The 12,429-nt window shown below is 66.9% G+C and carries 11 protein-coding genes; 4 read left to right on the plus strand and 7 right to left on the minus strand.

Annotated elements, in window-relative coordinates; all coding sequences use genetic code 11:
- Positions 1-158: 158 nt before the first annotated feature.
- A complete protein-coding gene (locus OSH07_RS07980; RefSeq protein WP_266338081.1) occupies positions 159-1,397 on the plus strand; it encodes an AGE family epimerase/isomerase in 1,239 nt (412 codons plus the stop codon).
- Between the two features lie 61 nt (positions 1,398-1,458).
- On the opposite strand, the gene gltX is transcribed toward OSH07_RS07980, so the two are convergent.
- Together gltX and OSH07_RS07990 are read right to left on the minus strand one after the other, a co-directional pair.
- Entirely contained in the window at positions 1,459-2,841 is a 1,383-nt protein-coding gene (gltX, locus tag OSH07_RS07985; protein WP_266338082.1) for a glutamate--tRNA ligase, read from the minus strand.
- Between the two features lie 43 nt (positions 2,842-2,884).
- Positions 2,885-3,982: an ATP-dependent DNA helicase gene (locus tag OSH07_RS07990; protein ID WP_266338083.1), complete on the minus strand. Its 1,098-nt coding sequence runs from the start codon at positions 3,980-3,982 to the stop codon at positions 2,885-2,887.
- A gap of 411 nt (positions 3,983-4,393) precedes the next feature.
- On the opposite strand from OSH07_RS07990, the gene OSH07_RS07995 reads away from it, so the two are divergent.
- Positions 4,394-5,209 carry a L,D-transpeptidase gene (locus OSH07_RS07995; protein WP_266338084.1) on the plus strand — a complete coding sequence of 272 codons (816 nt, stop codon included), beginning with the start codon at positions 4,394-4,396 and terminating at the stop codon, positions 5,207-5,209.
- Positions 5,210-5,310: 101 nt separating this feature from the next.
- Here the strand turns inward: OSH07_RS07995 and OSH07_RS08000 are convergent, their stop codons facing one another.
- From OSH07_RS08000 to OSH07_RS08010, 3 genes are all read right to left on the minus strand, one after another.
- Positions 5,311-6,978, minus strand: coding sequence for an NAD+ synthase (locus OSH07_RS08000; protein ID WP_266338085.1), 1,668 nt, complete (start codon positions 6,976-6,978; stop codon positions 5,311-5,313).
- Positions 6,979-7,066: 88 nt separating this feature from the next.
- Positions 7,067-7,861: a DODA-type extradiol aromatic ring-opening family dioxygenase gene (locus OSH07_RS08005; RefSeq protein ID WP_266338086.1), complete on the minus strand. Its 795-nt coding sequence runs from the start codon at positions 7,859-7,861 to the stop codon at positions 7,067-7,069.
- A 109-nt stretch (positions 7,862-7,970) separates the two neighbouring features.
- A complete protein-coding gene (locus tag OSH07_RS08010; protein WP_420909606.1) occupies positions 7,971-8,648 on the minus strand; it encodes a TetR/AcrR family transcriptional regulator in 678 nt (225 codons plus the stop codon).
- A gap of 23 nt (positions 8,649-8,671) precedes the next feature.
- Here OSH07_RS08010 and OSH07_RS08015 point away from each other — a divergent pair, with 23 nt between their 5' ends.
- Together OSH07_RS08015 and OSH07_RS08020 are read left to right on the plus strand one after the other, a co-directional pair.
- Positions 8,672-9,946 (plus strand): MFS transporter, encoded by a 1,275-nt coding sequence (locus OSH07_RS08015; RefSeq protein ID WP_266338087.1) that lies wholly within the window; start codon positions 8,672-8,674, stop codon positions 9,944-9,946.
- A 124-nt stretch (positions 9,947-10,070) separates the two neighbouring features.
- Positions 10,071-10,559, plus strand: a complete 489-nt coding sequence (locus tag OSH07_RS08020) for a DUF992 domain-containing protein (RefSeq protein WP_266338088.1) — start codon at positions 10,071-10,073, stop codon at positions 10,557-10,559.
- A 53-nt stretch (positions 10,560-10,612) separates the two neighbouring features.
- Here OSH07_RS08020 and OSH07_RS08025 read toward each other — a convergent pair whose 3' ends face one another.
- Complete coding sequence (locus tag OSH07_RS08025; RefSeq protein WP_442907399.1) at positions 10,613-11,029, minus strand: GFA family protein; 417 nt, start codon at positions 11,027-11,029, stop codon at positions 10,613-10,615.
- Positions 11,030-11,039: 10 nt separating this feature from the next.
- Positions 11,040-12,425 carry a class II 3-deoxy-7-phosphoheptulonate synthase gene (locus tag OSH07_RS08030; RefSeq protein WP_266338090.1) on the minus strand — a complete coding sequence of 462 codons (1,386 nt, stop codon included), beginning with the start codon at positions 12,423-12,425 and terminating at the stop codon, positions 11,040-11,042.
- Between the last annotated feature and the right edge of the window lie 4 nt (positions 12,426-12,429).

Consider the following 12,429-nt stretch of genomic DNA (forward strand, 5'->3'; position numbering starts at 1 on the left):
CTGCGCGGCATGATGGACGGCCGCATCGACTCAGTGTTCAACTACGCCGCGTTCGCCGACGCTCGCGCCCCTGGGGTGCGCACGGGCGGCGCGCCAGATAACGATTGCCCGACCGCCAGCAAGGCGGAGCGGCATGGACAGGACGGGAGCAGACGCCAATGACCCTCATCACCACGCCGCCCTGGCTCGGGCTGCCGACGCATCGCGCCTGGCTGGACGACCAGATCAACCGTCTGGTCCGCTTCGTCCAGGGCTCCCGGCTGGAAGCCGGCGGCTTCGGCTATCTGCTGGAAGACGGCACCGCCGACCTGACGCGCCCGCGCGAGCTCTATCTCAATTGCCGCCTGACCCATGTCGCCGCCCTCGCCTATATGCGTGGCATTCCGGGCACGGCCCACCTGATCGACCACGGCATCGCAGCGATTACCAACGACTTTCACGACCGCGCGAATGGCGGCTGGTTCTCGGCGCTGGAGCCGGCCGGCGGTCCGATCGCCGGCCGCAAGGCGGCGTATGACCATGCCTTCGTCCTGCTCGCCGGCGCGTCGGCGACGGAAGCCGGCCGGCCGGGCGGACGCGAGCTCTTCGACAGCGCCGTCGCCGTGTTCCTGAAGCATTTCTGGGACGAGGAAGCCGGCATGTCGCGCGAATCCTTCGCGTGGGACTTCACCGACTCCGAGGACTATCGCGGCGCCAACTCCAACATGCACCTGGTCGAGGCCTGCCTCGCTGCCGGCGATACGTCGGGCGACGCTGTCTGGTACGACCGGGCCCTGTCCATGGCCGACCGGCTGATCAACCACGCCGCACGCGAGCGCAACTGGTTCCTGCCCGAGCATTTCGACACGCAGTGGAACCCGCGCCCCGAATACAACACCGACGACCGCGCCCATCCGTTCCGGCCCTATGGCTCGACGGTCGGCCATTGGCTGGAGTGGTCACGCCTGCTGGTGCATATCGAGGCGTCGCTCGCCTCGCCGCCGGCCTGGCTGCGCGAGGCCGCGACGGCGCTGTTCAACCACGCCATCACCTTCGGCTGGTCGGTCGATGGCCATGACGGCTTCGTCTACACGACGGATTTCGAAGGCGCCGTCGTCACCGACGTCCGGATGCACTGGGCACTTTGCGAAGGCATCGCCGCCGCCGCCCTTCTCGGCGCGGTGACGGGCGACGCGCTCTACGAGCATTGGTACCGCAAGCTCTGGGACCACGCCGCGCGATATTTCGTAGAGCAGGAGCGCGGCACCTGGAAGCACCAACTCGCCGCCGACCTCTCCGAGGCCGGCTCCGTCTGGCCGGGTCGCCCGGACGCCTATCACGTACTGAACGCGCTGCTTTTGCCGCAACTGCCGGCCGCGCCGGGCGCGGCGACGGCATTGGCGCGCGGACTGGCCTGACCGTCCGCGAGACAGTTCCAAAGACGATCATCGAGGCCGGCTTTGCCGGCCTCGTTCCTATTCAGGTGGCGAGCGCCGCATCGAGGCGGGCCAGGGCCCGCTCACGGCCGATCAGCGGCAGCATCGCCGCCAGTTCCGGGCCATGATCGAGGCCCGTCAGAACCTGGCGCAGCGGCATGAACAGCGCCCTGCCCTTGCGACCGGTCGCAGCCTTGACCGCGTCGGTCCAAGCCTTCCAGCTCTGGCCGTCGAACGGTCCCGACGGCAGCGCCTCGCGCGCCGCTGCCAGGAAAGCGGCTTCCTCGGCATCCGCCACGACATGCGCCGCGACGGGGCCGGTGACCACCGTCCACCATTCCACCGCGTCCTTGAGGCGAACGAGGTTGCCGCGCACGGCGCTCCAGAAATCCTCGCCGCCGCCGACGCCGAGCGCCTGCAGCCGATCGGCGATCTCGGCATAGGGCTTCGCGTGAAGCAGCTTGGCGTTGAGGCCGTCGAGATCGGCCGGATCGAACTTGGCCGGCGCCTTCGAAACCATCGAGAGATCAACGAGACCGGCGAGCGTCGGCAGATCGGCGACCGGCTCGACGGAGACCGAGGTGCCGATCAGCACGGCGAGCGAATTGACCGCCATCGGCTCATAGCCCGCCTCGCGCAGCGATCCCAGCGAGAGCGCGCCGGTGCGCTTCGAGAGCCCCTCGCCGCTCGCGGTCGTCAGGGTGTTGTGATGGCCGAAGACCGGCAGGGGCGCACCCAGCGCCTCGAACAGCTGCAGCTGCACGCCGGTATTGGTGACGTGATCGTCGCCGCGGATGATGTGCGTGACACCCATGTCCGCGTCATCGACGACGGAAGGCAGCGTGTAGAGATAGGTGCCGTCCTCGCGGATCAGCACCGGATCGGACAGCGAGCCGATATCGACCGTCTGCGGTCCGCGAACCAGATCGTCCCAGGTCACATGGCCGACCGTCTCGTCGAGCTTGAAGCGCCAATGCGGCCGGCGGCCCTCGGCTTCCAGCTTCGCCCTGTCCGCATCGGTCAGCTTCAGCGCGGCACGGTCATAGACCGGCGGCAAGCCGCGCGCGGCCTGGCGCTTGCGCTTGCGGTCCAGTTCATCCGCGGTCTCGTAGCAGGCATAGAGGCGGCCGGCGGCCTTGAGCCGCACGACAACCGCGTCATAGGCGTCCGTGCGCAGCGACTGGCGCTCGAACTGGTGCGGCAGGATGCCGAGCCAGTTGAGATCGCGCTGGATCGCCTCGGCGAACTCCTCCCTGGAGCGCTCTCGATCCGTATCGTCGAGCCGCAGGATGAACCGCCCGCCCGCCTTCAGGGCGAACAGCCAGTTGAACAGGGCGGGCCGCGCGTTGCCGATATGCAGGTAGCCAGTCGGCGACGGCGCGAAGCGGACGATAACGGATGGGCTGGTCACGGATGGGCTGGTCATAGCGAACGCTTTAGCGTGCGCCGCCGACCGCTGCAACGAGCGGCTAGCGGACGATGGTGATGCGCTTGGCGGCGCGGGTCAGGCCGGTGTAGAGCCAGCGGTCGCGATGCTCGCGAAAGGCGTAGCTCTCGTCGAAGAGGACGAGATTGTCCCATTGCGAGCCCTGCGACTTGTGCACGGTGAGCGCGTAGCCATAGTCGAACTCGTCCGAGTTGCGGCGCTGCGCATAAGGCAGGTCCTCGCCGCCATTCTCGAAGAAGTTCGGATGGACCGACACCTTGACCGCCTTGCCGGTGGCGTCCTCTTCCGGCTTCACGGCGAGGCGCAGCAGGCTCTTGCGCGGCGCCGCCAGCTCCGAGACCACCCAGGTGCCGCCGTTCAGGAGGCCCTTCTGCTTGTCGTTGCGCAGGCAGACGAGCTTGTCGCCGACCGCCGGCATCGGGCTCAGCAGGCCCTTCAGTTCGCGGATGCGCTGGTTGTAGAGCCGGCGCGTCTTGTTGGTGCCGACGAGGACCTGATCGGCGGCGAGGATCTGCGCCGCGTCGATTTCGCGGCGCGAGATGACGCGGCTTTCGCCGTGTTCGCCATATTCGACCGGTTCGCCGGCCCGCACCGCCATCGAAAGGCGGATGATCGGATTGTCCTGCGCCTGGCGATGCACCTCGGTCAGCATCTGGTCCGGCTCGGACTCGGTGAAGTAGCCACCGCCCTTGACCGGCGGCAACTGCGCCGGATCGCCGAGCACCAGCACCGGCGTGCCGAAGGAAAGCAGGTCGCGGCCGAGCTCCTCGTCCACCATCGAGCATTCGTCGATGATGATCAGATCGGCCTTGGACGCAGCGCTGTCATGGTTGATCGCGAAGGTCGGCTGCTCGTCGTCGTCATCATTGGCGCGCGGCCGGTATATCAGGCTGTGAATCGTGCCGGCGCCCTCGCAGCCCTTGGAGCGCAACACATGCGCCGCCTTGCCGGTGAAGGCCGCAAAGGCGACGTCGCCGTCGATGCCTTCGGCGATATGACGGGCGAGCGTCGTCTTGCCCGTTCCGGCATAGCCGAACAGGCGAAAGATCGGGCTGTCTCCGCGCCGCAGCCAGCTGGATACGGCGGAGAGCGCATTTTCCTGTTGGGGCGACCAGCGCATGAAGGCTCCGAGGCAATGACCCGCCCCTGATAGCCGATTCATGCGCAGAGCACAGGAATGCGGAGGGCGAATGCCCGCGTCATTTAAGCAACAGTGTCCGGCTTCTCAACCTTTGGAGCCAAAACATGCTTAACGCGCCTTGGTTTCGGCCAATCTCGGCCTCAGACAAGAACGAGCGAGACCACGCAGGGGCGGCAAGCCCTCTCGGATTGGCAATCTGTGTGGCCAAATTGTCATTGCGGCAAAACGCGAAAGTAACCAGTAAGAACAAATATCATTCTTATTGGATCGCGCCGCCAGGGCGTGGGCGGGTTCGGACCAATCGAGACGATCGGGTTCGGGCGCGCCTTGTCAAGGCGTTCCGGTTTTAATTGGGTTCCCCCCCAGCATGATGATGAAAAGGAACAGGCTTTGAACGAGACGAAGCCTCTCAAGACGGCGGGTAAGCTCAGCCGCCGGACGTTCATGATCGGCTTGCCAGTGGTGCTTGCTGCCTGCCAGACCTCGCAGCCGGGCGGCCCCGTGGCGAGCGCGGGCGGCATGGGCAATGCCCCGGTCATCGACCAGGGTTTTGCGTCGATGTACGGCCCGATCACCGACGAGCCGTTCCCCGTCAGCGCGATCGACCTGACCAAGATCAACCCGCGCTTCTACCGCCAGGTCGTCAACCTGCCGTCCGAGATCAATGCCGAACCGGGCACGATCGTCGTCGACCCCTACAACCACTTCCTCTACCTCGTCTTCGAAAACGGAAGCGCGCTGCGCTACGGCGTCGGCGTCGGCCGCCAGGGCTTCGCCTGGTCGGGCGATGCAACCATCCAGGCCAAGCAGCAGTGGCCCAAGTGGCATCCGCCCAAGGAGATGATGGCGCGCGACCCGGAAGCCGCGAAGTGGCCGGACGGCATGCCCGGCGGCCCCGGCAATCCGCTCGGCGCCCGCGCGCTCTATCTCTATCAGGGCAAGGTCGACACGCTCTACCGCATCCACGGCACGACGCAGCCCTGGTCGATCGGCAAGTCGCTCTCGTCCGGCTGCATCCGCATGATGAACCACGACATCATCGACCTCTACAGCCGAGCCCCGATCGGCACCAAGGTCAAGGTCCTCGGCAATTCCACGCCGGATCCGGTCGCGGTCTACGATTCCAAGGGCGGCGCCCGTCCCGATCCCGAGCCGGCCTCGACCGCCGGCTACGTGCCGATCCCGCCGGATAACGTCCACGGCTGATCCAGCTGTCCGAAAACAGAAAGGCCCTCCATTCGGAGGGCCTTTTCTTTTGGGCGATGCAACGAGATTCGGCAGCGGCGGGGAACCGCTCCGCGCCCGGTTCAGGCGCGGTCGCGAAACTTGTTGGTGATCGGGTAGCGGCGGTCGCGGCCAAAGTTGCGGCGGCTGATCTTCACGCCCGGCGCCGCCTGGCGCCGCTTGTACTCGGCAATCGCGAGCAGATGCTCGACGCGCTTCACCGTGGCCTCGTCATGGCCGCGGGCGATCACGTCGCCAACCCGCATCTCGCCCTCGACGAGGCTCTCGAGGATATCGTCGAGCACGTCATAGGGCGGCAGCGAATCCTGGTCGGTCTGGTTCTCGCGCAGCTCGGCCGTCGGCGGCTTGGTGATGATCCGCTCCGGGATCACCTCGCCCGAAGGCCCGAGGCAGCCTTCCGGCAGGTTGGCGTTGCGGAAATGCGAGATGCGGAAGACCTGCGTCTTGTAGAGGTCCTTGATCGGATTGAAGCCGCCATTCATGTCGCCATAGAGCGTGGCGTAGCCGACCGACATTTCCGACTTGTTGCCCGTCGTCACCACCATGGCGCCGAACTTGTTCGAGATCGCCATCAGGATGGTGCCGCGCGCGCGCGACTGCAGGTTTTCCTCGGTGATGTCGGCTGCCTTGCCGGCGAACATCGGCGCCAGCGCGTGCATGAAGCCCTCGACCGGCTCGGCGATCGGCACGATGTCGTAGCGCACGCCGAGCTTCTCGGCGCAGGCCTTGGCGTCGACCAGGCTGTCCTGCGAGGTGTAGCGGTAGGGCAGCATCACGCAGTGGACGCGCTTCGCGCCGAGCGCGTCGACGGCGATCGCCGCCACCAGCGCCGAATCGATGCCGCCGGAAAGACCGAGCACGACGCCCGGGAAACCGTTCTTGCCGACATAGTCGCGCAAGCCGACGACGCAGGCGAGATAATCGGCCTCGTCGCCCTCTTCCACCCGCGCCTTCGGCCCTTCGATGCAGCGCCAGCCGCCCTCGTCCCTGGCGAAGTCGACGAACTCGACCGTCTCGCGGAAGGCCGGCAGCTGCACGGCGAGCGAGCCGTCGGCGTTGAGCACGAAGGAGGCGCCGTCGAAGACGAGCTCGTCCTGGCCGCCGACCTGGTTCAGGTAGACGAGCGGCAGGCCGGATTCCTTGACGCGCGCGACGGCGACGTTGAAGCGCTGGTCCATGACGCGGCGGCGGAACGGCGAACCGTTCGGCACCAGAAGGATCTCGCCGCCGGTCTCGGCGATGCACTCGACCGGATCCGGCCCCCAGATATCCTCGCAGATCGGCACGCCGACCCTGACGCCGCGCAGCACGATCGGTCCCGGATGCGGTCCCGGCGTGAACACGCGCTTCTCGTCGAAGACGCCGTAGTTCGGCAGGTCGACCTTGAAGCGGACCGCCTCGATCCGGCCGTTGTCGCAAAGCGCATAGGCGTTGTAGAGCTCGCCGTCCTGGGCCCAGGGCAGGCCGATCAGCACGGCCGGGCCGCCATCGGCGGTATCGGCGGCGATCGCCTCGCAGGCGGCGCGGCAGGCCTCCTGGAAGGCCGGCTTCAGCACCAGGTCTTCCGGCGAATAGGCCGACAGGAACAGTTCGCTGAACATGACGACGTCGGCCTGGCCGGACGCCGCCGTCGCGCGCGCGGCGCGGGCCTTCGCGAGATTGCCGGCGATGTCGCCGACAATCGGATTGATCTGGGCAAGAGCGATGCGGAGCGTGTCGGGGCGGGTCATGTTCTGCCTTTACCGCGCCGCCCTTGCGGCGGCAACGGGAAGTCGACGGCGGGCCGAAAAACTCCGGCCGGCCGCCCTGCCCCGACATCTAGCCGAAGCGATACATGTCCATCGAGAGCGCAGAATATTCGTAGGAATTGTGGATGCGCTCGCCCTTCGCGCCCTCGCCCGCCGCGCCGAGCGCGACGAAGAAGGGCATGAAATGATCGTCCTCGGGATGCGCCATCACAGCATGCGGCGCCCGGGCGCGATAATCGACCAGCGCGTCGGCATCGCCCGCCGCCGCCGTGTCGGCAACCCAGTCTGCGAATTCGCGCGCCCAGGCGACCGGCTCGGCATCGACGGCCGGCATGCCGCCCGGATTGCGGAAGAGGACGCGCAGATTATGCGTCGCCGCGCCGGTGCCGATCACCAGCACGTCCTGCTCGCGCAGCGCCGCAATCGCCCGGCCGAGCGCCAGATGATGGGCCGCGTCGCGATGCGGCTGGATTGACAGCTGCACCAGCGGCACGTCGGCATCCGGCCAGACCAGCGACAGCGGGATCCAGGTGCCGTGATCGAAGCCGCGCTTCGGCGCGACGTCGACCGGCAGGCCGGCGGCGCGCAGTTCGTCCGCCACTTCGGCGGCGACGGCGGCATCGCCCGGCGCCGGATAGTTGATCTCGTAAAGTGGCCGCGGGAAACCGCGGAAATCATAGATCATTTCGGGATGCGGATCGGCAACGACGGTCGGCTGCTCCGTCTCGAAATGGGCCGAGACGACAAGCACCGCGCGGGGACGCGCAATCGTCGAGGCGAAATTCTGCAGGAACCGATGGGCCGGCGTATCCGTCAGCGCCAACATCGGCGAGCCATGCGACAGGAAGAAGGTGGGAAGCGACATCGGACTATCCTTTGCGTGTTGATCGGAAGGTAGTCCCGGCCGCCTTTACCCAGAAGATGCACAACAAAGCACGCAGTGTTCAACTCTCGTGATCAATCTCCGGAAGGGGCTACGTTTTCAGGCTGGCGTCGATCATCAACCCGGCGGCGATCGCGATCGAGCGCGCCGGCCCGCCTTCGCCGAAGAGCTGGCCGGAGACATAGGCCCCCTCGACCAGCAAAAGCAGGCCGTCGCCGAGCACCTCCGGCTCCCTTACGCCGAGCTGGCGCGCGAGTTCGGTAAGCCGGCGGCGAAGCTCGTGCTTGTTCCCGACCGCCACCAGCCGCGCAGGATTGTTCCTGTCGGGGAATTCGACGGCAGCGTTGGTCATGCCGCAGCCGCGATAATCGGCGCTCTGCGCCCGGACGCTGATCGCGCTCAGATAAGCCATGATCTGCGCGCGCGGATCGCCCGGATGCTTGGATACCGCAGCGTCATAGCGGCCCCAGAATTCCGTGTCGTAATCCCGCATATAGGCGGCGGCAAGCTCGTCCTTGGACGCGAAATTGCGATACAGGCTCGGCTTCGTGACGCCGGCCCGCTCCACGATCTCCTCGATGCCGACGGCACGGATGCCCTGGCGGTAGAACAGTTCGCGTACGGTCGCGCGGATCCGGTCCGCGGCGCGCGGCGGCGCGTCCGCCCTCCCCTTGCTGGCCTTCGCTGCGGGTCGATCGCCGCTGCTTTCCAAAACTTCGTCTCCCGAGCCGCTTGACGATGTAACTGAACGGTACGTATCATGCATCAATCCGAAACGGAACGGTCAGTAACATGAATATGGTCCGCCGTCGGCCCTTTGGCCAGAACTATGCCTTCGTCGTCGCCGGCGTGATCTTCGTCTGCCTGCTCGCCGGCGCCGGTCTCCGCGCCGCCCCGGGCGTCATGATGCTGCCGATCGAATCCGCCTTCGGCTGGAGCCGCGAGACGATCTCTCTCGCGGCGGCCATCGGCATCTTCCTCTATGGCCTGACCGGCCCGTTCGCCGCCGCGCTGATGCAGAGCTTCGGCATCCGCCGCACGCTGATCGGTGCGCTGATCCTGATGTCGCTGTCGACCGGCATCAGCGTCTTCATGTCGGCGCCCTGGCAATATGTCGCCACCTGGGGCGTGCTCTCCGGCGTCGCCTCCGGCTCCGTCGCGATGGTGCTTGGGGCCACCGTGGTGAACCGCTGGTTCGTCACCAATCGCGGCCTGATGATGGGCCTGCTGACAGCCAGCACGGCGACGGGCACGCTGATCTTCCTGCCCGGCATGGCGGCGCTGGCGCAATGGGGCGGCTGGCAGGCCGTCGTCATCACCGTCGCGGTCGTCTCCGCCGTCCTCGTGCCGATCGCCTATTTCTTCGTGCCGGAGCGGCCGCAGGATATCGGCCAGCGTCCCTTTGGCGCGGCGGAAGGCGACCCGGCCCCGGCCGGCCCGCAGGGCAGCGCGCTCGCCAATGCCTTCAACGCGCTGTTCGAGGCCGCCCGCACCAAGACGTTCTGGTACCTGTTCGCGACCTTCTTCATCTGCGGCTTCACCACCAACGGGCTGGTCGGCACGCACATGATCGCCTTCTGCGGCGACATGGGCATGCCCGAGGTCCAGGCGGCCAGCCTTCTCGCCATGATGGGGTTATTCGACCTCTTCGGCACCACCGCTTCCGGCTGGCTGACCGATCGCTTCGACCCGCGCAAGCTGCTGTTCGTCTATTACGGGCTGCGCGGACTGTCGCTGATGTTCCTGCCCTTCACGGATTTCAACGTCTACAGCCTGTCGATCTTCGCGGTGTTCTACGGCCTCGACTGGATCGCCACCGTTCCACCGACCGTGAAGCTCGCCAACGAAGCCTTCGGCGACCGAAAGGCCCCGATCGTCTTCGGCTGGATCGCCGCCGGCCATCAGCTGGGCGCCGCCTCGGCCGCCTATTTCGCGGGATACATGCGCACGGCCCAGGGCAACTATCTCGACGCCTTCATCATCGCCGGCGCGACCGGCATCGTCGCCGCGCTCCTGTCGCTGATGATCGGTCGCCGCAGGCGCGCACCCCAGCTGGCGACCGCCTGACCCAGCGTCCATCAACGAATTTTGCAGTTTTGGGAATGCCAATTCGCACGCTTCGCGTGTAGAAGGAGGGCGACTCATGACCCTTCGCATGAGCCATGCCCAAACAAATTCCACGAGGTCGACTATGTCGAATCTGCATAAGGCGCTTGTCGCCGCCGTTGTCTCCGTTGCGGCCGCGCTCCCGATGGCCACGACCGCCCAGGCCGCCGTCAAGACCGGCGTGCTGACCTGTCACGTCTCGGCCGGCGTCGGCCTGATCTTCGGCTCGCGCCGCAATGTCGAGTGCGAGTATCGCTCCCGCCGCGGCACCACGGAATTCTACAAGGGCCGCATCGACCGAGTCGGGCTCGACGTCGGCGTCACCCGCAACAGCGTGATTGTCTGGAACGTGTTCGAGCCGACGCGCCGCCATGGCGACCTCTCGGGCCGCTACACGGGCGCGACCGCTCAGGCGACCGTCGGCGTAGGCCTCGGCGCCAACGTCCTCGTCGGTGGCGGCGAAAACAGCATCGCCCTGCAGCCGCTGTCGGTGAGCGCCCAGACCGGCCTCAACCTTGCAGCCGGCGTCAGCTCGCTGCACCTGACCCGCGCCCAGGCGCCGGTGCGCCGCTAAACGAAAACCGGCGCGTGCCTCGGCGCGCGCCGGATCCCGTTACGGATGTCGTTCTATTCGGCCGAGGGCGCGGGGCGCCGGACGGCATAGGCGGGAACGCCGTCTTCGATGCCGTAATAGTCGCCCTTGTCCGCGACAAAGATATGCTTGTCCCAGGTGACGCCAGTCGGCCCGTCGAAGCCGCCCATGGCGATCGCGATCCGCGACGAAGCATTCTCCCAGAACAGCACCGAGCCGCAGGTTCCGCAGAAGCCGCGCCGCGCCGTCTCCGACGACGCGTACCAGCGCACATGCTCGCTGCCCATGATCGTGAGATCCGCGCGCTCGACCGAGGTCGAGGCGAGAAAATGGCCGGTCTGCTGGCGGCACATCCGGCAATGGCACCCGACGACGGGGGCCAGCGGGCCGGCGACCCGATAGGTCACCGCCCCGCACAGACAGGCGCCGGAATGCGTCTCCCCGCCCGTCACCGCGTGCGCCTCAGAGGCCGGCGACGGCGCGCTGCTGGACGACGCCCTGGCGGCTCGTCTTCAGCAGCTCGGCGACGAGGAAGGCGAGCTCCAGCGCCTGGTCGGCATTGAGGCGCGGATCGCAATGGGTGTGGTAGCGGTCCGACAGGTCCTCGTCGGTGATGGCACGGGCGCCGCCCGTGCATTCCGTGACGTTCTTGCCGGTCATCTCGATATGGATGCCGCCCGGGAACGTGCCCTCGCCCTGATGCACGTCGAAGAAGCTCTTCACTTCCTGGAGGATCAGGTCGAACGGCCGCGTCTTGTAGCCGCTCGAAGCCTTGATCGTGTTGCCATGCATCGGATCGCAGGACCAGACGACCGAGCGACCTTCGCGCTCGACGGCGCGGATCAGCTGCGGCAGGTGATCGAACACCTTGTTGGCGCCGAAGCGGCAGATCAGGGTCAGCCGGCCCGGCTCATTGTCCGGATTGAGCAGGTCGATCAGCTGCAGCAGGCCGTCGCCGGTCAGCGACGGGCCGCACTTCAAGCCGATCGGGTTCTTCACGCCGCGCATGTATTCGACATGCGCATGGTCCGGCTGGCGCGTGCGATCGCCGATCCACAGCATGTGGCCCGACGTGGCGTACCAGTCGCCCGTCGTCGAATCGACGCGCGTCATCGCCTGCTCGTAGCCGAGCAGCAGCGCCTCGTGCGAGGTGAAGAAATCGGTCGAGCGCAGCGACGGCGTCGTATCCGGATCGACGCCGCAGGCGCGCATGAACGCCATCGACTCGGAGATGCGGTCGGCGATCTCCTGGTAGTGGTGCCCCTGCGGACTATCCTTGACGAAGCCGAGCATCCACTGATGCACATGCTCGAGATTGGCGTAGCCGCCCTGCGCGAAGGCGCGCAGCAGGTTCAGCGTCGCGGCAGCCTGGCGGTATGAATCCTCGATCCGGCGCGGATCGGGCACGCGCGCTTCCGGCGTGAACTCGATGCCGTTGATGTTGTCGCCGCGATAGCTCGGCAGTTCGACGCCGTTGATCGTCTCGGTCGGCGCCGAGCGGGGCTTGGCGAACTGGCCAGCGATGCGGCCTACCTTCACGACCGGCATGGAGCCGGCGAAGGTGAGGACGACGGCCATCTGCAGGAAGACGCGGAAGAAGTCGCGGATGTTGTCCGGGTGATGCTCCATGAAGCTCTCGGCGCAATCTCCGCCCTGGAGCAGGAAGCTCTCGCCACGCGCCACGGCTGCCAAGCTCTTCTTGAGCTTGCGCGCCTCGCCGGCAAAGACGAGCGGCGGGTAGCTCGAAAGCCGTCCCTCGACCGCGGCGAGCGCCGCTGGATCCTGATAGTCCGGAACCTGCTGGATGGGCTTCGAGCGCCAGCTGTCCGGCTTCCAACTCGTCTTCATCGTC

The sequence above is a fragment of the Kaistia nematophila genome, assembly GCF_026343855.1.
Lineage (GTDB): Bacteria > Pseudomonadota > Alphaproteobacteria > Rhizobiales > Kaistiaceae > Kaistia > Kaistia nematophila.